The following is a 25,738-nucleotide window of genomic DNA, read 5'->3' on the forward strand; positions in this document are numbered from 1 at the left end:
TTAGACTGCAATCATCGTCGAGTCCATGCATGTTGCATGCGACCGCATGCCCGGTCCCCGCCGGGTGCAAGTTAGGAGGCAGCATGAGTCACTTTCTGGATCGCCTGAAGTTCTTCAATAAAACGGTATCGACCTTTTCCGACGGCCACGGCGCTGTCGTGCACGAGGACCGCACCTGGGAAAACGCCTATCGCCAGCGCTGGCAGCACGACAAGATCGTGCGCTCCACGCATGGCGTCAACTGCACCGGTTCGTGCAGCTGGAAGGTCTATGTGAAGAACGGGCTGATCACCTGGGAAACGCAGCAAACCGATTACCCCCGTACCCGTCCCGACCTGCCCAACCACGAGCCGCGCGGCTGCCCGCGCGGCGCCAGCTATTCGTGGTACGTGTATTCGGCGCAGCGCGTCAAGTACCCGATGGTGCGCGGCCGCCTGATGGAAATGTGGCGCGAGGCGCGCAAGACGATGGACCCGGTCACGGCCTGGGACTACATCAGCCAGAACCCGGAACGCGCCGCGCTGTACAAATCGGTGCGCGGCCTGGGCGGCTTCGTGCGCGCCACCTGGGAAGAGAGCAACGAGATGATCGCCGCCGCCAATGCGCTGACGATCAAGAAATACGGCCCGGACCGCATCGTCGGCTTCTCGCCGATTCCCGCCATGTCCATGGTCAGCTATGCGGCCGGCACGCGCTACCTGTCGCTGATCGGCGGCGTGGCGCTGAGCTTCTACGACTGGTACTGCGATTTGCCGCCGGCCAGCCCGCAGGTGTGGGGCGAGCAGACCGACGTGCCGGAATCGGCCGACTGGTACAACTCGACCTACCTGATGGTGTGGGGCTCGAACGTGCCGATGACGCGCACCCCCGACGCCCACTTCTACACCGAGGTGCGCTACAAGGGCACCAAGACGGTGGCCGTGTCGTCCGACTTCGGCGAGATGGCCAAGTTCGGCGACATCTGGCTGGCGCCCAAGCAGGGCACCGACGCCGCGCTGGCGATGGCGATGGGCCACGTGATACTGAAAGAGTATCACGCGCACCACCAGTCGGTCTACTTCAAGGAATACGCCAAGCAGTACACCGACTTCCCGATGCTGGTGCTGCTGAAAGAGCAGAACGGCAAGCTGGCGCCGGAGTACTTCCTGCGCGCCTCGCACCTGGCCAACAACCTCGACGAAACCAACAACCCGGACTGGAAAACCCTGGTCATCGACGAGGCCAGCGGCCGCATCGTCGCGCCGGCCGGGTCGATCGGCTTCCGCTGGGGCGAGTCCGGCAAGTGGAACCTGGAAATGAAAGAGGGCGGCAACAACGCGCCGGTCGATCCGCAGCTGTCGCTGATCGCTTGCAGCGATGAGGTGCTGGCGGTCGGCTTCCCTTACTTCGGCGGCAAGGACAGCAGCGATATGCTGATGCGCAACGTGCCGGTCAAGCGCCTGACGCTGGCCGACGGCAGCACCGCGCTGGTCGCCACCGTGTTCGACCTGACGCTGGCCAACTACGGCATCGACCGCGGCCTGGGCGGCGGCAACGTCGCCACCGGCTACGAGGACGACGTGCCTTACACCCCGGCCTGGCAAGTCAAGCACACCGGCGTCAAGGCCGCCGATGTCATCACCGTGGCGCGCCAGTTCGCCGAGAACGCCGACCAGACGCGCGGCAAGAGCATGGTCATCGTCGGCGCCGCGCTGAACCACTGGTACCACATGGACATGACCTATCGCGGCATCATCAACATGCTGATGATGTGCGGTTGCGTCGGCCAGTCGGGCGGCGGCTGGGCGCACTACGTGGGCCAGGAAAAACTGCGTCCGCAAACCGGCTGGACGCCGCTGGCGTTCGCCCAGGACTGGAACCGTCCGATGCGCCAGATGAACGGCACCTCGTTCTTCTACGCGCACACCAGCCAATGGCGCCACGAGAAGCTGCACACCGAGGAAATCGCCTCGCCGACGGCGGGCCCCGATGTCGCGCCGATGACGCTGCTGGACTACAACGCCAAGGCCGAGCGCCTGGGCTGGCTGCCATCGGCGCCGCAGTTGCAGACCAATCCGCTGGAAGTGACGCGCGCCGCCGCTGCGGCAGGCATGAGCCCGGTCGACTACGCGGTCGGCCAGATCAAGGACAAGAAGCTGGAGTTCTCCTGCGACGATCCGGATAATCCGGCCAACTTCCCGCGCAATATGTTCGTGTGGCGCTCCAACATCCTGGGCAGCTCGGGCAAGGGCCACGAGTACTTCCTCAAGTACCTGCTGGGCACGCAGAACGCGCTGATGAGCGACGAGGACGACTGCATCAAGCCGCGCGACGTCAAGGTGCGCCCGGCCGCAGAAGGCAAGCTGGACCTGCTGGTGGTGCTGGACTTCCGCATGTCCACCACCTGCCTGTACGGCGACATCGTGCTGCCGACCGCGACCTGGTACGAGAAGGATGACTTGAACACGTCGGACATGCATCCCTTCATCCATCCGCTGTCGGAAGCCGTGCAGCCGCTGTGGCAATCGCGGTCGGACTGGGAAATCTACAAGGGCATCGCCAAGAAGTTCGAGGAAATCGGCGGCGCCTACCTGGGCACGCAGCAGGATCTGGTGCTGACCCCGCTGATGCACGATACGCCCGGCGAACTGGGCCAGCCGTTCGACCCGAAAGACTGGCGCGCCGGCGAATGCGAACCGGTGCCGGGCAAGACCATGCCGAACTTCACCGTGGTCGAGCGCGACTACACGCAGATTTACCAGAAGTTCACCTCGATCGGCCCGCTGCTGGAAAAAATCGGCAACGGCGGCAAGGGCATCAGCTGGAAGACCGGCCACGAGGTGGACGTACTGCGCGGCATCAACCGCACGGTGACGGCGCCCGGCGTGGCGCACGGCCAGCCGCGCCTGGATACCGCCATCGATGCGGCGGAAATGATCCTGTCGCTGGCGCCGGAAACCAACGGCCACGTGGCGGTCAAGGCCTGGGATGCGCTGTCCAGGATTACCGGCCGCGACCACACCCATCTGGCGCTGCCACGCGAGCATGACAGCATCCGCTTCCGCGACGTGCAGGCGCAGCCGCGCAAGATCATCTCCTCGCCGACCTGGTCGGGCCTGGAGTCGGAAGAGGTCAGCTACAACGCCTGCTACACCAATGTGCACGAACTGATCCCTTGGCGCACGCTGACCGGCCGCCAGCAGTTCTATCAGGATCACCGCTGGATGCGCGATTTCGGCGAGGGCATGTGCGTGTACAAGCCGGCCATCAACACCAAGACCACGGCGGCGATGCTGGGTGCTCAGCCGAACGGCAACAAGGAAATCGCGCTGAACTTCATCACGCCGCACCAGAAGTGGGGTATCCACTCGACCTACTCGGACAATCTGCGCATGCTGACGCTGTCGCGCGGCGGCCCGCACGTGTGGCTGTCGGAGACCGACGCCAAGGCGGCCGGCATCGCCGACAACGACTGGATCGAGGTGTTCAACGTCAACGGCACGCTGACTGCCCGCGCCATCGTCAGCCAGCGCGTGCCGGAAGGCATGACCTTGATGTACCACGCACAGGAAAAGATCATCAACGTGCCTGGCGCCGAGATGTCGGGCAAGCGCGGCGGCATCCACAACTCGGTGACGCGCGCCGTCACCAAGCCGACCCACATGATAGGCGGCTACGCCCAGCTGTCGTGGGGCTTCAACTACTACGGCACGGTCGGCTCCAACCGCGATGAATTCGTGTTGGTGCGCAAGATGAACAAGGTCGACTGGCTGGAAGGCCCGTTGAAGGAAACGAATGGGAGCAAAGCATGAAAATTCGCGCGCAAATCGGCATGGTGCTGAACCTGGACAAGTGCATCGGCTGCCACACCTGCTCGGTCACCTGCAAGAACGTGTGGACCAGCCGTGACGGCGTGGAGTACGCCTGGTTCAACAACGTCGAGACCAAGCCCGGCATCGGCTATCCGAAGCACTGGGAAAACCAGGACAAGTGGAACGGCGGCTGGCGCCGCACCGACGCCGGCAAGATCGAGCCGCGCCAGGGCAGCCGGCTGAAGATCCTGGCGCAGATTTTCGCCAATCCCAACCTGCCGCAGATCGACGAGTACTACGAGCCGTTCACCTACGACTACGAGCGCCTGCAAAACGCGCCGTTGTCGGAAACACCGCCGACGGCCCGTCCGATCTCGGTGTTGACCGGCAAGAAGATGGAAAAGATCGAGTGGGGTCCGAATTGGGAGGATGACCTGGGCGGCGAATTCGCCCAGCGCAGCCAGGATACGCTGTTCAACAACATGCAGAAGGAAATGTACGGCACCTTCGAGAACACCTTCATGATGTACTTGCCGCGCCTGTGCGAGCATTGCCTCAATCCGACGTGCGTGGCGTCTTGCCCGTCGGGCTCGGTGTACAAGCGCGAGGACGACGGCATCGTGCTGATCGACCAGGACAAGTGCCGTGGCTGGCGCATGTGCATCTCCGGTTGCCCGTACAAGAAGATCTATTACAACTGGTCGTCCGGCAAGGCCGAGAAGTGCACCTTCTGCTACCCGCGCATCGAAGCGGGCCAGCCCACGGTGTGCTCGGAAACCTGCGTCGGCCGCATCCGCTACCTGGGCGTGCTGCTGTACGACGCCGACAAGATCGAGCAGGCGGCCTCGGTGGCCGATCCGCGCGACCTGTATCCGTCGCAGCTGGGCCTGTTCCTCGATCCGCACGATCCGGCCGTGATTGAGGAAGCGCGCCGCCAGGGCATCCCGGATTCGTGGCTGGAATCGGCCAAGCGTTCGCCGGTGTACAAGATGGCGGTCGAGTGGAAGGTGGCGTTCCCGCTGCATCCCGAATACCGCACGCTGCCGATGGTGTGGTACATCCCGCCGCTGTCGCCCATCCAGGCCGCCGCCGAGTCCGGCCGCATGGGCAAGAACGGCATCCTGCCGGACACCGCCAGCCTGCGCATCCCGGTGCAATACCTGGCCAACCTGCTGACGGCGGGCGACCAGCAGCCGGTGATACGCGCCTTGGACCGCATGCTGGCGATGCGCGCCTATATGCGCAGCAAGCATGTGGCGGCGGTGCCCGACCTGGAGGTGTTGAAGCAGGTCGGACTGGAGGCGGAGATGGTGGAGGACATGTACCACATCATGGCCATCGCCAATTACGAGGACCGTTTCGTGATTCCGAGCAGCCACAAGGAAATGGCCGAGGACAGCTTCAACGAGAAGGGCAGCTGCGGCTTCAGTTTCGGCAACGGCTGCTCGGACGGCGTCAGCGACGCCAGCCTGTTCGGAAAACGCAAGCACGGGTCGGAGATCTTCATGTCGATGCCGAAGTCACGCAAGAAAAAGGAGAACCTCGATGTCTGACCATACCAACGAAGCCCACGGCTATTGCGTGCTGTCGGCGCTGCTGCTGTACCCGGAACCGGAGCTGCTGGCCGAGCTGCCGGAGCTGGACCGGCACCTGCTGGACACGCTGCCACGCTGGCACGCCGCGCTGGAGGGGCTGATGCTGCACATGCGCCGCACCGCGCTGATCGACTTGCAGCAGCAATATGTGATGACCTTCGACCGCAACCCGTCGCATTCGCTGCATCTGTTCGAGCATATCCACGGCGAATCGCGCGACCGGGGGCAGGCGATGGTCGACCTGCTGGCCGAGTACAGCAAGCACGGCCTGCAAATGGTCGGCAACGACTTGCCGGACTATGTGCCGCTGTTCCTGGAATACCTGTCGCAGCTGGAGCAGGCCGAGGCGCAGCGCGTGCTGGGCGACGCCATTCATGTGCTGGCCTACATCGGCCGCAAGCTGCACGCCAACGGCAGCCCGTATGCCTGCGTGTTCGACCTGTTGCAGACGCTGACGCCGGTGCCGGCCGAGGAATTGAGCGAGCCGCCGGTGCGCGACATGGACGAGGCGCTGGAAACCTTCGGCCCCGGCGCCGACGGCATCGAACCGCTGCTGGCGCCGGCCATGGGCGGCGGCGCCCATCCGGTGCATTTCTATCCGAAGGCGGCGGCGCCGCAGCGTCATTGAGGAGAATAATATGAACTATTTACATCAATTCTTGTTTGGCATCTATCCCTATATCGCGCTGGCCATCTTCTTTGTTGGCAGCCTGATCCGCTTTGACCGCGAGCAGTACAGCTGGAAGTCCGAATCCAGCCAGACGCTCAACAGCGGCATGCTGAAGCTGGGCAGTCCGCTGTTCCATATCGGCGTGCTGGGCCTGTTCTTCGGCCACATGGCCGGCCTGCTGACGCCGGTGTGGGTGTGGGATACGCTGGGCGTCACCCACGGCGCCAAGCAGCTGGTGGCGATGGTGGCCGGCGGCGTGATGGGTTCGCTGTGCCTGGTCGGCCTGCTGATGCTGATCGCCCGCCGCCTGAGCAACGACCGCGTGCGCGCCCGCAGCACCTTCAAGGACAAGCTGGTGCTGGTGTGGCTGCTGGCGACCTTGCTGCTGGGGCTGTCGTCGATCTTTGTGTCGGCGTCGCATATGGACGGGCACATGATGGTTCTGCTGATGAGCTGGGCGCAGCATGTGGTGACGCTGCGCGGCGACGCCGCCGGCTTCATCGAGGAAGCGCCGCTGGTGTTCAAGCTGCATCTGTTCATGGGCATGTCGCTGTTCGCGATCTTCCCGTTCACCCGCCTGGTGCATGTGTGGAGCGGCTTCGGCGCCGTCACCTATTTGAGCCGCGCTTATCAACTGGTGCGTCCGCGCTGAGGAGACGATCATGGGTATCGCAGTCAATGGCGTCGACATCGACGACAGCGTCATCGCGGCGGAGCTGCCGCACCAGGCCAAGGCGGACAACCCGCTGCGCCAGGCGGTGCACGAGGCGGTGCTGCGCCAGGTGTTGTTGCAGGAGGCGGACCGGCTGGGCATCGCCGGCGCCGATGAAGATGAGCGCATCGAGAAGCTGTTCGCGCAGGAAGTGGTGGTGCCGGAGGTGGACGAGGCCAGCAGCCTGCGCTACTACCAGAGCCAGCCGCAGCGTTTCCGCAGCGGCGATCTGGTCGAGGCGCGCCACATTCTGTTCCAGGTGACGCCGGCGGCGCCGCTGGAGCTGCTGCGCCAGACGGCGGAGCTGATCCTGGCCGAGCTTCAGGCGCGGCCGGAGCGCTTCGAGGAGTTGGCGCGGCAGTATTCGAACTGCCCGTCGGGTGTGGTGGGCGGCAGCCTGGGGCAGCTGGCGCGCGGACAGTGTGTGCCGGAATTCGATGAGTTGTTGTTCCGTTTGCAACAGGGCGAGCTGGCCGGGCGCTTGCTGGAAACGCGTTTCGGCTTGCATATCGTGCAGGCGCAGCGGCGGGTGGAGGGCGCGATGGTGCCGTTTGCCGCCGTGCAGGCGCAGATTGCCGACGAGCTGCGCCGGCAGTCCTGGCAGCGCGCCTTGCACCAGTACCTGCACATCCTGGTCGGCCGCGCCGACATCCAGGGCGTGGAACTGGACGGCGCGCAGTCGCCGCTGGTGCAGTAACGTCATTCCCGCTTTCGCGGGAAGGACAGGGGGCGTCTAGTCATTTCGAACTAGGCCGGCTAAGCCGTCATGCGCAGTGGCAGGACGCTTCCCGGCCGCTACAATGGCCTCACACCATTGAAAACAGGAGAGCGACGATGTTAAGCGACCGTTTTGGTCGATCGATCGACTATCTGCGGGTGTCGGTCACGGACCGCTGTGACCTGCGCTGTACTTATTGCATGCCCAAGGATTTCAAGGGCTATGAAGACCCGCCCGACTGGCTCAGCTTCGACGAGATCGAGCGGGTGGTCGCAGCCTTCGCGCGGCTCGGCACCTCCCGCGTGCGCCTGACCGGCGGCGAGCCGCTGACCCGGCGCAACCTGCCGCAACTGGCTTCCCGGCTGTCCGCGCTGGACGGCGTGCGCGACCTGTCGCTGTCGACCAACGGCACCCGGCTGGCGCGCTACGCCGAGGCGCTGGCCGCCTCCGGCATCTCCCGCGTCAACGTCAGCCTCGACACGCTGGACCGCGAATGCATGGCCGGCATCACCGGGCGTGACTGCCTGCCCGCCGTGCTGGACGGCCTGCAAGCGGCCAAGGCAGCCGGACTGGCGCCGGTCAAGATCAATATGGTGGCCATGCGCGGCGTCAACGACGCCGAGATCGATGCCATGGCCGCGTTCTGCATCGAGCAGCAGTTTGTGCTGCGCCTGATCGAAGTCATGCCCATGGGCGAGACGGGCCGCAACACGGCCTATCTGAACCTGGCCCCGGTGCAGGCGCGGCTGGCGGAAAAATTTAATCTGGTGCCGCAGGCGCTGGAACTGGGCGGCGGGCCTGCGCGCTACTGGGCCACGGCCGACGGCAGCGCCAGCATCGGCTTCATCACGCCGCTGTCGCAGCACTTCTGCGCCACCTGCAACCGCGTGCGGCTGGCGGTGGACGGCACGCTGTACCTGTGCCTGGGCCAGGAGCAGCAGTATCCGCTGCGCCCCTTGCTGCGCGGCGGCGCCAGCGATGCCGAACTGGAGCAGGCGATCCGCGAGGCCATCGAACTCAAGCCCCAGCAGCATGACTTTGGCCAGGCACCGGCCAAGATCGTGCGCTTCATGTCGCAGACCGGTGGATAGCCTGCTCACCGCGCGTGTATACTTGCAACTCGGATGTTGAATAACGGAGCAACCATGTCCCATATCGCCCGCCGGCGCATCACGCCGTGCTGAAGCCGACGCTGTTCGCCGGCTGGCAGAAATTGTCGACCCGCATCGTCGGCCTGCTGCTGAGTTTTCTGGCGGTCGCCCTGATGGTGATCGGCGGCACGCTTTTGCTGTCGTGGCAACTGGAAGGCAGCGCCGCCGCGATCAATGTGGCCGGCAGCTTGCGCATGGATAGCTACCGCCTGGCGATGCTGGCGATGCAGGTGGAGAACGGCGGCGGCCGCACGGCCGCAAGCACCCAGTTGAACGCCCAGCTGGGCCGCATCGACAACACGATGGCGCTGCTGCGGCGCGGCGATCCGCAGCGTCCGCTGTCCCTGCCGCCGACAGCCGCGATCCGCACCGCCTATGCCGACGTCGAACAGCAGTGGCGTAGCGTGCTGGCGCCGCCGGCGCGCGCGCTGGCGGCGGCCGAAGCCGTGCCTGCCACCCAGCAGCAACTGATACGGCAGCGCACCGAGGAGTTCGTGCAGCGCGTGGACCAACTGGTGCAGCGCATCGAGCGCGACAGCGAAAACCGCACCTTCTGGCTGCGCGCTTCGCAATTGTCGTTGCTGGCCCTGGCCCTGGTGGGCACGGTCAGCATCATCTACCTGCTGTTCGACATGATCGTGGCGCCGGTGACGCGGCTGCAAGCCGGCATGGACCGGATGCGCGAACAGGATTTCAGCGTGCGGCTTCCCGTGGACAGCAATGACGAATTCGGCATGCTGGCGCGCGGCTTCAATCAGATGGCCGACAAGCTCAAGGATTCCTACCAACACCTGGAGCAGCGGGTCAATCTCAAAACGTCCGAACTGGAACAGCAGAACCGCGAACTGGCGCTGCTGTACGACAGCGCGTCCTTCCTGCAGCAGGCGCAGTCGGCGGAGGCGATGTGCGAGGGTTTCCTGCAACGCATCAGCGAATACTTCAAGGCCGACGCCGGCTCGGTGCGCATCCTCGATCCCAACCGCGACAACCTGCATATGCTGGTGCATTGGGGCTTGTCGGAGAAACTGGTCGAGACCGAGCGCTGCCTGAAAGTGGGCGAATGCCTGTGCGGCGAGGCGGTGGTCAACAAGCTGGCCGTGATCCACGACCTGCGCCGCAAGGACGACCGCAATATGCTGCAATGCCACCGCGAAGGTTTCGCGACGATTTCGATCTTCCACATCTTTGCGCAGCGCCAGCATCTGGGCTTCTTCAATCTGCACTTCCGCGCGACGACGGTGTTTTCCGCCGCGCAGACGGCGCTGCTGGAGACGCTGGGCCAGCTCCTGGGCACGGCAATCGAAAACCTGCGCCTGCAAGGGCGCGACCGCGAGCTGGCCATTTCCGAGGAACGCAACCTGGTGGCGCAGGGCCTGCACGACAGCATCGCCCAAGGCTTGAACTTCCTGAACCTGCAGGTGCAGATGCTGGAGCAGTCGCTGCAGAACCAGCGGCTGGACGAGGTCGAGAGCATCGTGCCGGCGCTGCGGGCCGGCGTCGAGGAGAGCTACCAGGATGTGCGCGAGCTGCTGCACAACTTCCGCACCCGCCTGCAAGAAGGCAATCTGGTGACGTCGCTGGAAACAGTGGTCGACAAGTTCCGGCGCCAGAGCGGTATCGCGGTCGATTTCGAGGCCGATTCCGACGGCGCGCCTTTCCCGCGCGAGCACCAGCTGCAATTGCTGTTCATCGTGCAGGAAGCGCTGTCGAACGTGCGCAAGCATTCCTCGGCCAGCCAGGTATGGGTCAGCCTGGTGGACGAGCAGGACTTTACGCTGAGCGTGCGCGACAACGGCCATGGCTTCGATCCTGCCGCGCTGGAGTCGCTGGGCGAGGCCCATGTCGGCATCAACATCATGCGCGAGCGGGCGCAGCGCATCGACGCGCAGCTGCACCTGAAGTCTGCGCCGGGCGCCGGCACCGAGGTGGTGCTGCGCTTGCCGCGCGCCCAGCGCCGCGCCGCATAAACCTATCAAGAAAGGCTGGAACCGATGGACAATGATGCAAGCCCTATCAGCGTGCTGCTGGTCGACGACCATACGCTGTTCCGCAGCGGCATACGCTCGCTGCTGCAGCGCCACCCGGAATTCGCGGTGGTGGGCGAGGCGGCCGACGGCTTCGAAGGCGTCAAGCGCGCGCAGCAGCTCAAGCCGCAGGTGATCCTGCTGGACTTGAACATGCCCGGCATGTCCGGCGTGGAAACGCTGCAGCTGCTGCGCCAGGATTGCCCCGACAGCGCGATCGTGATGCTGACCGTGTCCGAGGATGCGGAGGACTTGAGCGTGGCGCTGAAGGCGGGCGCCAGCGGCTATCTGCTGAAGAATATCGACACCGACTACCTGACGCGGGCGATACGCCGCGCCGCCGCCGGCGAGACCGTGGTGGCCGAGGCGATGACCGCCAAGCTGGTGGCCCAGTTGCAGAATGGCGCGGCGACGCCGGCGGCGTCCGAGCTGGACAAGCTGACGCCGCGTGAACGGGAAATCCTCGATTGCCTGGCGCGCGGCGAGAGCAACAAGGGCATCGCGCGCACGCTGGACCTGGCCGAAAGCACGGTCAAGATTCATGTGCAGAATGTGTTGAAGAAGCTGAAGCTGAGCAGCCGGGTGCAGGCGGCTGTGTATGCGGTCGAGCACCGCATGCACGGCGGCGGTTGAGACGTGGTGGCTGTCTAGCCGCCGCAGCAGCCGCCGCAGCAGCCGCCCGCTGCGGCCGCCGGCGCGGCCTCGGTGGCGGCGCTGGAGGCGTAGCCGGCCATCGCCAGCTTGCGCATCAGCAGGTGCGGCGAGGTCAACGATTCATCGATGCGCGCGCTGGCGCGGCGGTCGCGCAAGGAGACGCGCACATCGCTGACGCCGTCGATGTCGCCGAGTACGCGGGCGATGATGTCGGCGCAGGCTTCGCCGTCCATGCCGTCGATAATGAGTTCTGTTTGCATAGTATTCCTTGGTTATTGGTGACACGCAGACAGCCTAAGCCAAAGCTCGCCGGCGGTCGATAGCAGGACGGCAAAAGCGGCGGGCAATTGGATTTTCCTTGATCCAGGTTATGCGAAATGGGCGTCAACTTTCACCGCGCGGCGGCTGCGACCACAATGGCCGCATACTCTTACAGGATGTAGATCATGAGCTTGCTCCATATTGAAGAACCTGCCGGGAAAGCCGGCGCATGGGATGGCAGCCATCCCCTTTGGCGGCTGGGCTTCCGGCCGTTCTACCTGGTCGCTGCGGGCTTCGCGGCGCTGGCGATTCCGCTGTGGATGCTGCGCTACCTGGGCTGGTGGCCGGCCGGCGCCGAAAGCTGGCTGCATGTCGGCTTCGCCTGGCATATGCACGAGATGGTGTTCGGCATGGCGGCGGCGGTGGTGGTGGGTTTCCTGTACACGGCCGCGTTCAACTGGACCGGCAACTGGACGCCGGTGCGCGGCAAGCTGGCGGCGCTGGTGGCCTTGTGGCTGCTGGGCCGGCTGGCGATGCTGCTGGCGCCGCCGCTGGCCGGCGCGCTGGTGGACTGGCTGTTCCTGCCGGCGGCGGCCTGGCCGCTGTGGCGCGTGATGCAGAAGGCCGGCAACCGCCGCAACTACTTCCTGGTCGGCCTGCTGGTGCTGATGGCGGTGGCCAACGGCGTGTTCCATGCCGTCACGCTGGGCTGGCTGGCGGTCAACCCGATCGCGCCGGTGCAGGCGGCGATCCTGGTCGTCGTGCTGATGGAAGGCGCGATCGGCACGCGCATCATTCCCATGTTCACCCGTAATGGCGCTCCGGGCACCACGCCTATCGTGCAACCGAAGCTGGACAAGTGGTCGCTGGGCTTGCTCGCGGCGTTCGCGCTGGGCTGGGTGGCCGGCGTGCCGGCCTGGCTGATCGCACCGGTCGGCGTGGCGGCCGCCGCGCTGGTGCTGCTGCGCCTGTGGCGCTGGCAGGCGCTGAAGACGGGCCGCGTGCCGCTGCTGTGGATCATGCACCTGTCCTACGCGTGGATCGCCGCCGGGCTGGTGCTGCTGGTGCTGTCGCGCTGGCAGATGGTCAGCGCCAGCGCGGGCTTCCATGCGCTGACGGTCGGCTCGATGGCCGGCCTGATCCTCGGCATGATGACGCGCACCACGCTGGGTCACACCGGCCGGCCGCTGCGCGCGGGCAGGGCGGAGACCGCGATGTTCGCGCTGATCCAGTTCAGCGCGCTGACCCGGGTGTTGTCGGCGCTGGGCTGGGATGGCGGTGTCGGCACCCTGGTGCTCAGCGCCGCATGCTGGACCGTCGCTTTCAGCCTGTATGCCTATGTCTATGCGCCGTACCTGACCAGTCCGCGCGCGGACGGCAAGCCGGGCTGACGCGGCATGAGCGGGCCGCACGACCTGGAAGGCTTGACATGTTCCGAGGCCGCGGCCCGGCTGCTGGCGGACGGGCCGAACGAGTTGCCGGCGTCGCGCCCGCTGGGCGCATGGCGGCTGCTGGTGGACGTGGTGTCCGAGCCGATGTTCCTGTTGCTGGTGGCCTGTGGCGGCGTCTACCTGAGCCTGGGCGACCGTGGCGAAGCCTTGATGCTGCTCGGTTTTGTGCTGGTCGTGATCGGCATGACCTTCTTCCAGCAACGGCGCACCGAGCGCTCGCTGGAGGCTTTGCGCGACCTGTCCTGCCCGCGCGCACTGGTGATACGGGATGGACGGCAGGCGCGCATCGCCGGCCGCGAGCTGGTGACGGGCGATCTGGTGCTGCTGGCCGAGGGCGACCGCGTGCCGGCGGACATGGAGCTGACCGCCGCCTCCAATCTGACGGTCGACGAGTCGATGCTGACGGGCGAGTCGGTCCCTGTGACCAAGCACGCGGCGGCCGAAGGCGTCGGGGAGGCCGAGCGGCGTGTGTACTCCGGCACGCTGGTCACGCAAGGCACGGCCAGCGGCATCGTCGTGGCGACGGGCGAGCGCAGCGCGCTGGGCCGCATCGGCGCGTCGCTGGCGACGCTGGGTGTCGAATTGACGCCGATACAATTGGAAACCCGGGGCGTGGTCAAGACCGTCGCCGTGGCCGGTCTGTGCCTGGCGGCCTGCCTGGCCTTCGCCTACTGGTGGTTGCGCGGCGACTGTCTGCAAGGCTTGCTGGCCGGCCTGACGCTGGCGATGGCGATCCTGCCGGAGGAACTGCCGGTCATCCTGACGCTGTTCCTGGGACTGAGCGCGCGCCGGCTGGCGCGCGAGCAGGTGCTGGCGCGCAGCATCCCGGCGATTGAATTGCTGGGCGCGACCAGCGTGCTGTGCGTGGACAAGACCGGCACCTTGACCGTCAACCGCATGGAAGTGTCGCGGCTGTGGTCGGAGCAGGGCGACTACCTTTGCCTGCCGCCGGGCGCGGCCGCGTTGCAGGAGGAGCTGCACGGCTTGCTTGAATATGCGGTGCTCGCCAGCCACCGCCGCGCCTTCGATCCGATGGAGCACGCCATCGGCGAGGCCGGCGCACGCCTGCTGGCCAATACCGAACATCTGCATGCCGACTGGATGCTGATCGACGATTACCCCTTGTCGCGCCAGATGCTGGCGATGTCGCGGGTGTGGCGCTCGCCGGACCAGTCGGCCTATCTGGTCGCCGCCAAGGGCGCGCCGGAAGCCATCGTCGACCTGTGCCACATGGCGCCGCAGCGCGCCGCCGCCGTCGCCGCCCAGGTCGCGGCCCTGGCCGACAGCGGACTGCGGGTGATCGGCGTGGCCCGCGCCACGTTCCCGGCGTCGCGCCTGCCGGACAACCAGCATGATTTCGATTTCGAGTTTCTCGGCCTGGTGGCGCTGGAGGACCCGGTGCGGCCGGAAGTCCCGCAGGCGGTGGCGCAATGCCATGCGGCGGGCATGCGCGTGGTGATGATCACCGGCGACCATCCGGCCACGGCGCTGGCGATTGCGCGGCAGGCGGGCATCGCCGACGGCGCCGGCACGCTGCTGTCCGGCGAGGAGCTGGCGGCGATGGACGATGCGGCGCTCCGGGCCAGGCTGGCCGGGACGACGGTGTACTGCCGGATCGCGCCGGAGCAGAAGCTGCGCCTGGTGCAGGCCTTGCGAAGCGAGGGCGACATCGTCGCCATGACCGGCGACGGCGTCAACGACGCGCCGGCGCTGAAGGCGGCCAGCATCGGCGTGGCCATGGGCGCGCGCGGCAGCGACGTGGCGCGCGAGGCGGCGGCGCTGGTGCTGCTCAAGGATGATTTCTCGTCGCTGCTGTTGGCGGTGCGGCACGGCCGCCGCCTGTTTGCCAATCTGCGCAAGGCGATCGTGTTCATCGTCGCGGTGCATGTGCCCATCGTCGGCTTGTCTATCCTGCCGGTGCTGCTGGGCTGGCCGATACTGCTGATGCCGGTACACATACTGTTCCTGCAACTGGTGATCGATCCGGCCTGTTCCATCGTGTTCGAAGCGGAGCCGGTCGAGGCCGGGGCGATGGCGGCCAGGCCGAGAAGCCGGGACCAGCGCCTGTTCGACCGCGACCTCCTGATCCGCGGCCTGCTCCAGGGCGGCGGCTTGCTGCTGATGTTGATCGTCTACCACGTGCTGTTGAGCGGGGCCGGCATATCGGAGGCCGGTGTCCGCACCACGATCTTCGTCACGCTGATCCTGGCCAACCTGGGGCTGATCCACGCCAACCGCAGCTGGACGCCACGGGGCCGCGAGCGGCGCGTGTCCGCGAACCGGCCGTTCGCCTGGATCGGACTGTCCGCCTTGCTGCTGCTGGCCGTGGTGCTGGGCGTGGAGCCGATCCGGGACATGTTCGCCTTCGCGCTGCCCGGGGCGGCGGCGCTGGCCATGTCGGTCCTGGTCGCCGCCCTGGGCGTGGCGTGGTTCGAATCGGTTAAGTGGGTGCAGGCCCGCTGGCGGTGGCCGGCCTAGGGCAGCAGCAAGGAATGCTGGCTGGCGGTGTGGAAGTCGCGCCAGACGCGGTTGATGGTACTGTCCTCGTGCGCCGCGTACAGGCCGCAGTAGGGATACAGCTCGTCGACCGCAGCGCGCGAGGCGGCCACCAGCGCCAGGGAGCTGGCCTGCACGGCGTGCATGGCGTCGGCGTCGAGCTGCGTGCCGTCAACCACCTGCGTCCAGCTGCGGTCCAGCACCGCGTAGAAATGCGTGCGGGCGGAGGCCAGGGCGCTTTCCTTGTCCCGCAGCAGCGCGGCGACTTCCGGCACCTCCAGCAGCGGCAGGTCTTTCACCGCGTGCCGGCGGCGGCGCATGCAGGGCTCGGCCAGCCGCACGAAATGGCCCGCCATGCCCGCGATATTGGCCGCCAGCGTGACATAGGCCAGCGAGTAAAACGGAAAACGGTATAGCGGCCCGTCCGCCGTCGCGGCATCGGGGCGGATGGCGAAGCCGTGCTGTTCGCTCACCCAGGCGCCGTCGACGCGGTAGCTGTGCGAGGCGCTGGCGCGCATGCCGATGCTGCCCCATGACGGCACGATCTGCACCTGTTCCGCCGGCACCAGGAAGGCGCGGATGCGCGGCGCGCCGTGCTCGTCCAGCAGCGGCTGGCCGTTGGCGCGCAACACGGCGTTCAGCGTGAAATGGGTGGCCATCGGGGCGCCGCTGGCGTAGTCCCAGCGGCCGGTGATGCGGAACCCTGCGGCTTCCCCATCGACTTCCTGCTCGGCATAGCCGGTCGGGGCGCCGCTGCCGCCCAGGCAGACGCGCTTGCCGCCTATGATGTCGCGCGCCAGCGCCGGCGGCAGGAAGCCGGCGAACCAGCCGGCGCCCGCGCACAAGGTCAGCACCCAGCCCATGCTGCCGTCGACGGCGGCCACGGCTTCCTCCAGCCGCACCGCGTCCGGCAGCGGCAGTTCGGCGCCGCCGCTGGCGCGCGGGGCCAGCATTTTGAGCCAGCCGCGCCGATGCAGCAGCGCTTGCTGGATCGGGTGCAGGAAACGGGCGGTGTCCGCCATGGCGGCGTAGCGTTCGATGCGGCGCGCGTCGCGCGCGAGGAGGTGAGGTGTCATGCCCGGTATTTTCGCATTATCGGCCGTCGAGCGGGGACAGCCATTCCATTTCCGTATGTTTGCAGCGAGAAAAATGATTGGTATCCCCGGCGCGGGCGTCGTAGCATGATGGCGCGCAATCTCCCATTTTATGAAAGACTGATGATGTCAGCAATCAAACTCGCGATCGTCGGCGTCGGCAAGATCGTCCACGACCAGCACCTGCCGGCCATCGCGGCCAACGCCGATTTCGAACTGGTGGCCTCGGCCAGCCGGCATAACACCGTGCCTGGCCTGCCGGGTTTCACCTCCATCGAGGCCATGCTGGCGGCGGTGCCGGAGATCGACGCCGTGTCGCTGTGCATGCCGCCGCAGTACCGCTACCAGGCGGCGCAGGTCGCGCTGGCGGCCGGCAAGCACGTGTTCCTGGAAAAGCCGCCGGGTGCGACGCTGTCGGAAGTGGCCGACCTGGAGGCGCTGGCCGCCGCCAAGGGCGTGACGCTGTTCACCAGCTGGCATTCGCGCTACGCGCCGGCGGTGCAGCCGGCCAAGGCCTACCTGGCCGCCCACGCGCCGACCGCCATGCAGGTCAGCTGGAAGGAAGATGTGCGCCAGTGGCACCCGAACCAGGAGTGGATCTGGCAGGCCGGCGGCCTGGGCGTGTTCGACCCGGGCATCAACGCGCTGTCCATCGTCACCGAAATCCTGCCGGCGGGGATCTTCCTGAACCGCGCCACGCTGGAGTTCCCGGAGAACCGCGACGCGCCCATCGCGGCCGAACTGCATTTCCAGGACGCTGCCGGCATGCCGGTGCACGCCCAGTTCGACTGGCGCCAGACCGGCCCGCAAAGCTGGGACATCGTGGTGCAGACCGCCGACGGCGAACTCAAGCTGAGCAACGGCGGCGCCCGCCTGTGGGTGCACGGCGTCGAGCAGCCGCTGGAGAAGGAGGCGGAATACCCGTCGCTGTACCGCCGCTTCGCCGAGCTGGTCCGCGCCGGCCGCGCCGACGTGGACGTGGCGCCGCTGCTCCACGTGGCCGACGCCTTCATGCTGGGCCAGCGCAAAGTGGTGGCCGCCTTCCACGACTGACGCCGTTCAGGCCATCTGTCCGATGGTCTTGCGGAAGCGTCGCAGCGACAGCGCGAACAGCACCGCGCCGATCGCCGCCAGCGCCAGCAGCTGCGGCCAGATCACGCCCAGGCCGGCGCCCCGGTACAGGATGGCCTGGGCCGCCGCGACGAAATGCGTGGTCGGCGCCGCCAGCATGATGTCCTGCACCAGCGCCGGCATGCTCTCGCGCGGCGTGGAGCCGCCCGACAGCAGTTGCAGCGGCAGCAGCACCAATACCAGCAGCATGCCGAACTGCGGCATGCTGCGCGCCAGCGTGGCCAGGAAGATGCCCATCGAGGTGGTGGCGAACAGGTGCAGCGCCGTCACCAGCACGAACAGCGCGATCGAGCCGCTGATCGGCACCGCCAGCGCGCCCTGCACGATGAACACCAGCGCCGCCAGCGCGGCCAGCACCACCACCGTCCCCATCGACCAGACCTTGGCCAGCATGATTTCCATCGGTGTCACCGGCATCACCAGCAGGTGCTCGATGGTGCCGTGTTCGCGCTCGCGTATCAGCGCCGCGCCGGTCAGGATGATGGACAGCATGGTGACGTTGTTGATGATCTCCATCAGCGAGCCGAACCACGACTGCTCCAGGTTGGGATTGAAGCGCATGCGCAAGTCCAGCGCCACCGGCGGCGCGGCGGCTTCCTGCTGGCGGCGCAGGAAGTCGCCGACCTCGGCGCCGACGATCTGCTGGATGTAGCCGTTGCCGGTGAAGGCCTGGCTCATGCGTGTGGCGTCGACGTTGAGCTGTATCGTCGGCGCCCGTCCGGCCAGCGTGTCGCGCTGGTAGCCGGGCGGGATGGCCAGCACGAAGGTGTAGTCGCCGTTGTCCAGGCCGGCGTCGGCCCGGGCCGCGCTGACCAATGACGGCGTGCGGAAATGCGGCGGGTAAAAGCCGGCCGCGATGCGCGCCGACAGCGGCGAGCCGTCCAGGTCGACGATGGCGATGGCGGCGTTGTGCAGGCTTTCCGGCATCGCCGTCGCCGCCACGTAAATCGACAGCGAGAAGGTGTAGACGATCAGCACCAGCATGGCCGGATCGCGCAGCAGGCTCCACAGTTCCTTGACGCCCAGCCGGTAGATGTGCGCCAGGCGCGTGTTCAACGGTGTACGCATGGTTCAGCGCTCCTGCTTGTCGAGCAACAGCACCGACGCTGTCAGGATGACCGGCACTGCCGCCAGCAGCGGCCACAGCGATCCGCCCAGCTCGGCCAGTCCGAGCGCCTTGCTGAACACGCCCCGGCTGATGGTCAGGAAGTGGGTGGCCGGGTAGATGCGGCCGATCAGCGCGCCCGCGCCGCTCAGGCCGGACACCGGATTGAGCAGCCCGGCAAACTGCACGCAGGGGATGACGGTGCCGATGATGGTCACGAACAGCGCGGCGATCTGGCTGCGGGTGAAGGTCGACACCAGCAGGCCCAGGCCGGTGGCGCACACCACGTAGACCAGCGCGGCCAGCGTCAGCGCCGCCAGGCTGCCCTTGACCGGCACGCCGAACACGGTGGCCGCCAGCAAGGTCAGCAGCGCGAAGTTCAGCATGCCCAGCGCGATATACGGCAGCTGTTTGCCGAGCAGGAATTCCAGCCGCGTCACCGGCGTCACGTACAGGTTGAGGATGGAGCCCAGCTCCTTCTCGCGCACCACCGACAGCGCGCTGAGCATGGCCGGTATCATCATCAGCAGCATGGGGATCACCGCCGGTATCATGGCCGGCAGGCTCTTGACGTCGGGGTTGTAGCGGTAGCGCGTTTCCAGCGTGCCGGCGCCGGCCAGCTTCATGCCCAGCCGGTGCTGCGCCATGTCGGCCAGCCACAGCTGGTGCATGGCTTGCACGTAGCCGCGCGTGGTCTCGGCCCGCATCGGCATGGCGCCGTCGACCCAGGCGCCTATCGTCACCGGATCGCCGCGCTGCAGGGTGCGGCCGAAGCCGGGCGGGATCTCGATCGCCAGCGCCAGTTCGCCGCTGCGCATGCGGCGGTCGAGGTCGTCGTAGTCGGCCAGCGGCGCGTGCTCGACGAAGTAGCGCGAGCCGGACAGGTTGAGCGCGTAGTTCTGGCTCAGGCCGCTCTGGTCGCGGTCCAGCACGGCGTAGGACAGGTTTTCCACGTCCATATTGATGCCGTAGCCGATGATGAACATCAGGATCGCCGTCCCCAGCAGCGCCAGCGTGGCGCGCACCGGATCGCGCCGCAGCTCCAGCGTCTCGCGCAGCGTGTAGCTGGCGGCCCGTTGCAGGCTGCGGCGCCAGCCGGCGCGCGGCGCGGCCGGCGCTTGCGTGGCTGCTTGCGTTGCCTGTTGCGGCGGCGCGCCGGTCTGCGGCGCCGGGCCGGCCGCTTCCTCCAGGTAGGCGATGAAGGCTTGTTCCAGCGTGTCGACGCCGCGCATGGCCGGCAGTTCGGCGGGCGCGGCGCTGACCAGCACGCGGCCCGCATGCATCAGCGAGATGCGGTCGCAGCGCTCGGCCTCGTTCATGAAGTGGGTCGAGATGAAGATGGTCACGCGGTCGTTGCGGGCCAGGTCTATCATCAGGCGCCAGAACATGTCGCGCGCGACCGGGTCGACGCCGGAAGTCGGTTCGTCGAGGATCAGCAGCTCGGGCTGGTGCACCATGGCCACCGCCAGCGACAGGCGCTGGCGCACGCCCAGCGGCAGCGCCTCGGGCAGCGTGTCGAGCGCGGCGGTGAGGCCGAAGCGTTCGGCCATGTCGGCCACGCGGCCGGCGATCTGCGCCTCGGGCACGCTGAACATGCGCGCATGCAGCACCAGGTTTTGCGCCACCGTCAGTTCGCCATACAGCGAGAACGCTTGCGACATGTAGCCGACGCGGCGGCGCGTGGCCATGTCGCCGGCGTCGACCTCGGCGCCGAACAGGCGGGCGCTGCCCTCGGTCGCGGGCAGCAGGCCGGTCAGCATTTTCATCGTGGTCGACTTGCCGCAGCCGTTGGAGCCGAGGAAGCCGAAGATCTCGCCGCGGCGGATGCGGAAGTCCACATGGTCGACCGCGACGAAATCGCCGAAGCGCATCGTCAGGCCCTGGGCTTCGATGGCGATGCTGTCGCCGCCAGCCTCGGGCTGGAACGGCGGCACCGTGACCGCCTGGTGGCCGCCGCGCTTGTCGGCCGGCAGCAGCGCGATGAAGGCCGCCTCCAGCGTGGTGGTGGCGGTGCGGGCGCGCAGTTGCTGCGGCGTGCCGGTGGCCAGCACCTGGCCGGCGTCCATCGCCACCAGCCAGTCGAAGCGGTCGGCTTCCTCCATGTAGGCGGTGGCCACCACCACGCTCATGGCGGGGCGCTGGCGGCGTATGCCGGCGATCAAGTCCCAGAACTGCGCGCGCGACAGCGGGTCGACGCCGGTGGTCGGCTCGTCGAGGATCAGCAGGTCGGGATCGTGGATCAGCGCGCAGCACAGGCCCAGCTTCTGCTTCATGCCGCCGGACAGCTTGCCGGCCGGGCGTTGCAGGAAGGGCGCCAGGCCGGTGCCGGCGGTCAGCTGGTCGATGCGCTGGCGGCGGCTGGCGGCGTCGTGGCCGAACAGGCGGCCGAAGAATTGCAGGTTTTCCTCCACCGACAGCGTCGGATACAGGTTGCGGCCCAGGCCCTGCGGCATGTAGGCGATGCGCGGGCAGACGGCGTCGCGGTGGCGCTTGCTGTGCATGTCGCCGCCCAGCACCGTCACCGTGCCTTGCTGCACGGCGCGGGCGCCGGCCACCAGCGACAGCAGGCTGGACTTGCCGACCCCGTCCGGTCCGATCAAGCCTATCATGCGGCCGGCCGGCAGATCGAGGTCGATGCCGGCCAGCGCGCGGGTGGCGCCGTATTGCAGCGAGACGCCGCGCAGCCCGGCGACGCCGGCCGCCAGCGCGTCGCTCATTGCGGCACCCTGACTTCCAGGTCGGCCGGCCATGGCGTGGCGGCGTCAAGCCGCACCCAGGCCACGCCGGGCAGGCCGGTCTTGACCAGCTTCATGTGCTTTTGCAGCAGCGCCGGATCGATCTGGGCCTTGACGCGGAACATCAGCTTCTGGCGCTCGCTGGTGGTTTCCACCGTCTTGGGCGTGAACTGCGCGGTGCTGGCGACGAAGGATATCTTGGCAGGCAGCACGTACTGCGGCGCGGCGTCGAGCACCACGCGCACCGGCGCGCCCAGCGCCAGCTTGCCGGCGGCCTGCTCGGGCACGAAGAAGGTCATGTAGACATCGGCCAGGTCGACCAGGTTGAGCACCTTGCCGCCGCCGCCCAGCACTTCGCCCGGCTGGGCGATGCGGTACTGCACGCGGCCGGCGCGTGGCGCGGTCAGCGCGCTGTCGGCCAGGTCGACGTCGATGCGGCCGACGGTGGCCTGGGCCGCCGTGACGGCGGCGCGGGCGCCGGCCACCTGGGTGCGCGCCGCCTCGACCGCGCTGGCGGCGGCCGCCACCTGGGCGCGGGCGGCGCGGATCACGGCGGTCATGGCGCGCACGCGGCTGCGGTCGTCATCCAGTTCCTGTTCGGACGAGGCGCCTTCGAGCACCAGCGTTTCGGAGCGCTTGAGGCGGCGCTGGGCCGCGTCCAGTTCGCTTTCGCGCTGCACCACCAGCGCTTGCGCGGCCTGGTGGTCGCTCTCTCGCATGGCGACCATGGCGTCGGCGCTGGCGACGCCGGTTTGCGCCTGGGCCTGGCGGGCGGCCGCTTCGTCGCGCTGGGCTTGCAGCGAGGTCGCCTGCATATGGCCGAGCACCTGGCCGGCGCTGACGAAGTCGCCTTCGTTGACGGCGATGTCTTGCAGGCGGCCCGGCAGCTTGGCGGCGACGTCGATTTCGGTCGCTTCGATGCGGCCGTTGCCGCTGGTGAATTCGGGGCCGGGGCCGGCGGGATGCATGCGGTGCCAGGCGTAGGCGCCGCCGCCCAGCAGGGAGGCGGCAACGGCGACGGCGGCGAGTTTGCGGATCAGGTCAGGTGTCATGTGTGGTCGGGGGCAAGGTCGGTGGAAGCGGCCAGCGGCGCGGCGGCGACGGCGGGATCGCCGCCGAGCGCGCTGTACAGGGCGATGCCGGCGCCGAGCGCGGCGCGGCGCAGCTGTATCAATTGCTGCTCGGCGCTGAGCAGGTCGCGCTGGGCGTCGAGCACGTCGAGGAAGGCGGCGGCGCCGTTGTCGTAGCGCAGCTGCGACAGGCGGGCGCGCTCGCGCTGGACTTGCAGCGTGCGTTCGGCGATGGTCAGTTGCCGGCCCAGCCAGGCTTGCGCCGACAAGGCGTCGGCGACGTCGCGGAAGGCGCCCTGGATGGTCTTCTCGTAGTTGGCGATGGCGCTGTCGCGGCGCGCTTCGGCCAGGCTCAGGTTCTGGTGGCGGCGGCCGCCGTCGAACAGCGGCAGCGTGATGCTGGGCGCGAAGGTCCATGCGCGGCTGCCGCCGGCGAACAGGCCGTCGAGCTCGGCGCTGGCGGTGCCCAGCGCGGCGGTCAGGCTCACTTGCGGGTAGAACGTGGCGCGGGCCGCGCCGATGTTGGCGTTGGCGGCGCGCAGCTGGTGTTCGGCGGCGACGATGTCGGCGCGGCGCTCCAGCAGCGCCGACGGCAGTCCCGGCGCCAGCGCGGGCAGCGTGTCGCCAAAGGCCGTGTCGGCCGATGTGTTGGCGGACCTGGCCGCGTTCGGCGCATCGGGCGGGGCAGGCGCGTCGGGCGTCGCCGCCAGCGATGCGCTGCTGCCGACCAGCAGTTGCAGCGCGTGGCGCTTGCGGTCGCGTTCCTGTTCCAGCTGGCTGGTCAGCGCTTGCGCTTGCAGCAGCAGGGTTTCCACCTGCGCCAGGTTGAGGCGCGAGGTGGCGCCGACCGCCACCCGGCGCGCGTAGATGCGGTAGCTTTCCTGGCGCGTGGCCAGCGTGCGGCGCGCCAGGGCGATGCGCTGGTCCATTTCGCGCACGTCGAAATAGCCTTCTGCCACATGGGCGATCAGCGCCATGGCGACGGCGCGGCGGGCGGCGTCGCTGGCCAGGTACTCTTCCAGGGCGGCGCCGCGCAGGCTGGCCAGGCGTCCCCACAGGTCGAGCTCCCAGGCGCTCACGCCCAGGCCGGCCTGGTACTGGCTGGTGATCATTTCCTTGCGCGTCAGGCTGAGGTCGGCGGGCACCTGCTGGCGTTGGCCGGACGCTTGCGCGGCGACCAGCGGCAGCCGGGCGGCGCGCTCGATGCCGTAGGCGGCGCGGGCTTGCGCGACCCGTGCAATGGCGATGCGCAGGTCGCGGTTCTGCGTCAGCGCTTCGGCGATCAAGGCTTGCAGCGCCGGCGCGGTGAAGTAGGCGCGCCATGCGGGCAGGGCGCTGTCGGCGGCGGCGATGGCGGGCGCATCGTAGCTGGCGGCGACCGGCAACGGCGGCCGCGCATACTGCGGCGCCAGCGAAGCGCAGCCCGCCGACAGCAGCGCGGCGGCCAGCGCTGCCGTGGTCACGGCGGTGCGCGGCCTGGCGAACGGCGCGGGCTTGAACATGGTGAAACTCCTTGTGATGGGAAAAGTAGTGCCGCCTGTCAAGCGGCGAACGCAGTGTAAGGCGGCGGCACAGGCGGTGTAATTGATGTAGATCAAATTTCAACGGATGGACGGCGGCCTGTGCTGGCCGCCGCCGTTGCCGGGCGGGCGGCTACGGCCGCTGCTGGCGGTAGCGGTGGGCCAGCAGCAGCGCCAGCGCGGCCGAGGCGGTGCGGGCGGCGGCGTCGCCGGCGCGGCTGGTCAGGGCGATTGGCACGGCCGCGCCCAGCACCACGCCGCAGACGGCGGCGCCAGCCAGGTATTCGAGCTGCTTGGCCAGCAGGTTGCCCGCCTCCAGGTCGGGCGCGATCAGGATGTCGGCATGGCCGGCCACCGCCGAGGCAATGCCCTTGGCGCGCGCGGCCACCGGCGAGATGGCGTTGTCGAAGCCCAGCGGGCCGTCGAGCAGCGCGCCGCTGATCTGGCCGCGCTCGGCCATCTTGCACAGCGCCGCCGCGTCCAGCGTGGACGGCAGCTTGGACGTGACCGTCTCGACCGCCGACAGGATGGCGACCCGCGGCTCGGCCGTGCCCAGCGCGTGCGCCAGGTCGATGGCATTCTGCACGATGTCGACCTTCTCGGCCAGGCCGGGCTGGATGTTGAGCGCGCCGTCCGAGATCAGCAGTACCTTGTCGTACAGCGGCACTTCGATGCGGAACACGTGAGACAGGCGGCGCGCGGTGCGCAGCTTGGGCTCGGCCAGCACGGCGGAGATCAGCTCGTCGGTGTGCAGGCTGCCCTTCATCAGCATCTCCACCTCGCCGGCGGCGGCCATGGCGGCGGCCCGCGCCGCCGCCGCATGGCTGTGCGGCACGTCGACCAGTTCGATGCCGTCCAGCGCCAGGCCGGCGGCCTCGGCCACCGCGCGCAGCCGCGCCTGCGGCCCGACCAGCACCGGCACGATCAGGCCGTGGACGCCGGCGTCGAGGGCGCCGCGCAGCGAGGCTTCGTCACAGGGATGGACCACGGCGCAGCGGACCGCCGCCAGCGGCGCGGCGGCCGCCATCAGGCTGGCGTAGTCGGCGTGCACCTGCGACAGGCTCAGCGGCGGCAGGTGGATGCGGGGACGGCGCACCTTGGCGACCGGCGCGATGACAGTCGCCACGCCGGTCAGCACCACGGCGCCATTTTGATTCTTGATCTCGCAATCGAGCAGCACGTGCTTCTTGGCCTCCTCCTTGGCCGTCACCGTGGCCGTGATGCGCAGCTCGTCGCCGATGCGCACCGGCTTGAGGAATTGCAGCGTCTGCGACAGGTAGATGGTGCCGGGGCCGGGCAGCACGGTGCCCAGCAGGCGCGAGATCAGCGCCGCGCCCCACATGCCGTGCGCGATGACGCCGTGGAACAGCGTCTTGTCGGCGTACTCCGGGTCCACGTGGGCGGGGTTGACGTCGCCGGACACGGCGGCGAAGGCGGCGATGTCGTCCTTGCCCAGCGTGCGGCTCAGGCGGGCGCACTGGCCGACCTGGAGTTCGTCGTACGTGATGTTTTCGATGAGGTCGTCTGCGTCGTTCATGGCAGTGGGAAGTGGTGGGCGAT

The 25,738-nt window shown here is 68.0% G+C and carries 18 protein-coding genes; 11 read left to right on the plus strand and 7 right to left on the minus strand.

Features of this window, described 5'->3' with window-relative positions:
* Positions 1-83 precede the first annotated feature (83 nt).
* The 8 genes from DUGA2_RS13220 to DUGA2_RS13255 all read left to right on the plus strand — a co-directional run bounded on the left by DUGA2_RS13220 (position 84) and on the right by DUGA2_RS13255 (position 11,294).
* Complete coding sequence (locus DUGA2_RS13220) at positions 84-3,791, plus strand: nitrate reductase subunit alpha (protein WP_070269719.1); 3,708 nt, start codon at positions 84-86, stop codon at positions 3,789-3,791.
* Entirely contained in the window at positions 3,788-5,344 is a 1,557-nt protein-coding gene (narH, locus tag DUGA2_RS13225) for a nitrate reductase subunit beta (RefSeq protein ID WP_070269720.1), read from the plus strand. Before DUGA2_RS13220 ends, narH begins: the two co-directional genes overlap by 4 nt.
* Positions 5,337-6,014, plus strand: a complete 678-nt coding sequence (narJ, locus tag DUGA2_RS13230; RefSeq protein WP_070269721.1) for a nitrate reductase molybdenum cofactor assembly chaperone — start codon at positions 5,337-5,339, stop codon at positions 6,012-6,014. Before narH ends, narJ begins: the two co-directional genes overlap by 8 nt.
* A 10-nt stretch (positions 6,015-6,024) precedes the next feature.
* A complete protein-coding gene (narI, locus tag DUGA2_RS13235) occupies positions 6,025-6,708 on the plus strand; it encodes a respiratory nitrate reductase subunit gamma (RefSeq protein WP_070269722.1) in 684 nt (227 codons plus the stop codon).
* A 10-nt stretch (positions 6,709-6,718) separates the two neighbouring features.
* The gene (locus DUGA2_RS13240) at positions 6,719-7,465 is read left to right on the plus strand and encodes a peptidylprolyl isomerase (RefSeq protein WP_070269723.1); all 747 of its coding nucleotides are present in this window, start codon (positions 6,719-6,721) and stop codon (positions 7,463-7,465) included.
* 137 nt (positions 7,466-7,602) lie between these two features.
* A complete protein-coding gene (moaA, locus tag DUGA2_RS13245) occupies positions 7,603-8,577 on the plus strand; it encodes a GTP 3',8-cyclase MoaA (protein WP_070269724.1) in 975 nt (324 codons plus the stop codon).
* Between the two features lie 86 nt (positions 8,578-8,663).
* The gene (locus DUGA2_RS13250) at positions 8,664-10,604 is read left to right on the plus strand and encodes a type IV pili methyl-accepting chemotaxis transducer N-terminal domain-containing protein (protein ID WP_070269725.1); all 1,941 of its coding nucleotides are present in this window, start codon (positions 8,664-8,666) and stop codon (positions 10,602-10,604) included.
* 24 nt (positions 10,605-10,628) lie between these two features.
* The gene (locus DUGA2_RS13255) at positions 10,629-11,294 is read left to right on the plus strand and encodes a response regulator (protein WP_070269726.1); all 666 of its coding nucleotides are present in this window, start codon (positions 10,629-10,631) and stop codon (positions 11,292-11,294) included.
* Positions 11,295-11,308: 14 nt separating this feature from the next.
* Here DUGA2_RS13255 and DUGA2_RS13260 read toward each other — a convergent pair whose 3' ends face one another.
* Positions 11,309-11,575: a heavy-metal-associated domain-containing protein gene (locus DUGA2_RS13260; protein WP_070269727.1), complete on the minus strand. Its 267-nt coding sequence runs from the start codon at positions 11,573-11,575 to the stop codon at positions 11,309-11,311.
* A 186-nt stretch (positions 11,576-11,761) separates the two neighbouring features.
* On the opposite strand from DUGA2_RS13260, the gene DUGA2_RS13265 reads away from it, so the two are divergent.
* Positions 11,762-12,967 carry an NnrS family protein gene (locus DUGA2_RS13265; protein ID WP_070269728.1) on the plus strand — a complete coding sequence of 402 codons (1,206 nt, stop codon included), beginning with the start codon at positions 11,762-11,764 and terminating at the stop codon, positions 12,965-12,967.
* A gap of 6 nt (positions 12,968-12,973) precedes the next feature.
* Positions 12,974-15,505: a cation-translocating P-type ATPase gene (locus DUGA2_RS13270; protein ID WP_070269729.1), complete on the plus strand. Its 2,532-nt coding sequence runs from the start codon at positions 12,974-12,976 to the stop codon at positions 15,503-15,505.
* Here the strand turns inward: DUGA2_RS13270 and DUGA2_RS13275 are convergent.
* Complete coding sequence (locus DUGA2_RS13275) at positions 15,502-16,599, minus strand: acyl-CoA dehydrogenase (RefSeq protein WP_070269730.1); 1,098 nt, start codon at positions 16,597-16,599, stop codon at positions 15,502-15,504. The genes DUGA2_RS13270 and DUGA2_RS13275 overlap by 4 nt on opposite strands.
* A 141-nt stretch (positions 16,600-16,740) precedes the next feature.
* On the opposite strand from DUGA2_RS13275, the gene DUGA2_RS13280 reads away from it, so the two are divergent.
* Positions 16,741-17,670: a Gfo/Idh/MocA family protein gene (locus tag DUGA2_RS13280; RefSeq protein WP_286162309.1), complete on the plus strand. Its 930-nt coding sequence runs from the start codon at positions 16,741-16,743 to the stop codon at positions 17,668-17,670.
* Positions 17,671-17,676: 6 nt separating this feature from the next.
* On the opposite strand, the gene DUGA2_RS13285 is transcribed toward DUGA2_RS13280, so the two are convergent.
* The 5 genes from DUGA2_RS13285 to DUGA2_RS13305 all read right to left on the minus strand — a co-directional run bounded on the left by DUGA2_RS13285 (position 17,677) and on the right by DUGA2_RS13305 (position 25,715).
* A complete protein-coding gene (locus DUGA2_RS13285; RefSeq protein ID WP_070269731.1) occupies positions 17,677-18,816 on the minus strand; it encodes an ABC transporter permease in 1,140 nt (379 codons plus the stop codon).
* 3 nt (positions 18,817-18,819) lie between these two features.
* Positions 18,820-21,570, minus strand: a complete 2,751-nt coding sequence (gene rbbA / locus DUGA2_RS13290) for a ribosome-associated ATPase/putative transporter RbbA (RefSeq protein ID WP_070269732.1) — start codon at positions 21,568-21,570, stop codon at positions 18,820-18,822.
* Positions 21,567-22,640 (minus strand): HlyD family secretion protein, encoded by a 1,074-nt coding sequence (locus DUGA2_RS13295; RefSeq protein ID WP_070269733.1) that lies wholly within the window; start codon positions 22,638-22,640, stop codon positions 21,567-21,569. Before DUGA2_RS13295 ends, rbbA begins: the two co-directional genes overlap by 4 nt.
* Positions 22,637-24,160, minus strand: a complete 1,524-nt coding sequence (locus tag DUGA2_RS13300; RefSeq protein WP_070269734.1) for an efflux transporter outer membrane subunit — start codon at positions 24,158-24,160, stop codon at positions 22,637-22,639. Before DUGA2_RS13300 ends, DUGA2_RS13295 begins: the two co-directional genes overlap by 4 nt.
* A gap of 151 nt (positions 24,161-24,311) precedes the next feature.
* Positions 24,312-25,715, minus strand: coding sequence for a bifunctional enoyl-CoA hydratase/phosphate acetyltransferase (locus tag DUGA2_RS13305; RefSeq protein WP_070269735.1), 1,404 nt, complete (start codon positions 25,713-25,715; stop codon positions 24,312-24,314).
* Between the last annotated feature and the right edge of the window lie 23 nt (positions 25,716-25,738).

The organism is Duganella sp. HH101, assembly GCF_001758795.1.
GTDB classification, from domain to species: Bacteria; Pseudomonadota; Gammaproteobacteria; order Burkholderiales; family Burkholderiaceae_D; genus Rugamonas; species Rugamonas rivuli.

Bases quoted from the DNA above. Each gene is read 5' to 3' on its own strand.
- DUGA2_RS13220 (WP_070269719.1), top strand. From the start codon at position 84: ATGAGTCACTTTCTGGATCGCCTGAAGTTCTTCAATAAAACGGTATCG.
- narH (WP_070269720.1), top strand. From the start codon at position 3,788: ATGAAAATTCGCGCGCAAATCGGCATGGTGCTGAACCTGGACAAGTGC.
- narJ (WP_070269721.1), top strand. From the start codon at position 5,337: ATGTCTGACCATACCAACGAAGCCCACGGCTATTGCGTGCTGTCGGCG.
- narI (WP_070269722.1), top strand. From the start codon at position 6,025: ATGAACTATTTACATCAATTCTTGTTTGGCATCTATCCCTATATCGCG.
- DUGA2_RS13240 (WP_070269723.1), top strand. From the start codon at position 6,719: ATGGGTATCGCAGTCAATGGCGTCGACATCGACGACAGCGTCATCGCG.
- moaA (WP_070269724.1), top strand. From the start codon at position 7,603: ATGTTAAGCGACCGTTTTGGTCGATCGATCGACTATCTGCGGGTGTCG.
- DUGA2_RS13255 (WP_070269726.1), top strand. From the start codon at position 10,629: ATGGACAATGATGCAAGCCCTATCAGCGTGCTGCTGGTCGACGACCAT.
- DUGA2_RS13260 (WP_070269727.1), bottom strand. From the start codon at position 11,575: ATGCAAACAGAACTCATTATCGACGGCATGGACGGCGAAGCCTGCGCC.
- DUGA2_RS13265 (WP_070269728.1), top strand. From the start codon at position 11,762: ATGAGCTTGCTCCATATTGAAGAACCTGCCGGGAAAGCCGGCGCATGG.
- DUGA2_RS13270 (WP_070269729.1), top strand. From the start codon at position 12,974: ATGAGCGGGCCGCACGACCTGGAAGGCTTGACATGTTCCGAGGCCGCG.
- DUGA2_RS13275 (WP_070269730.1), bottom strand. From the start codon at position 16,599: ATGACACCTCACCTCCTCGCGCGCGACGCGCGCCGCATCGAACGCTAC.
- DUGA2_RS13280 (WP_286162309.1), top strand. From the start codon at position 16,741: ATGATGTCAGCAATCAAACTCGCGATCGTCGGCGTCGGCAAGATCGTC.
- DUGA2_RS13285 (WP_070269731.1), bottom strand. From the start codon at position 18,816: ATGCGTACACCGTTGAACACGCGCCTGGCGCACATCTACCGGCTGGGC.
- rbbA (WP_070269732.1), bottom strand. From the start codon at position 21,570: ATGAGCGACGCGCTGGCGGCCGGCGTCGCCGGGCTGCGCGGCGTCTCG.
- DUGA2_RS13295 (WP_070269733.1), bottom strand. From the start codon at position 22,640: ATGACACCTGACCTGATCCGCAAACTCGCCGCCGTCGCCGTTGCCGCC.
- DUGA2_RS13300 (WP_070269734.1), bottom strand. From the start codon at position 24,160: ATGTTCAAGCCCGCGCCGTTCGCCAGGCCGCGCACCGCCGTGACCACG.
- DUGA2_RS13305 (WP_070269735.1), bottom strand. From the start codon at position 25,715: ATGAACGACGCAGACGACCTCATCGAAAACATCACGTACGACGAACTC.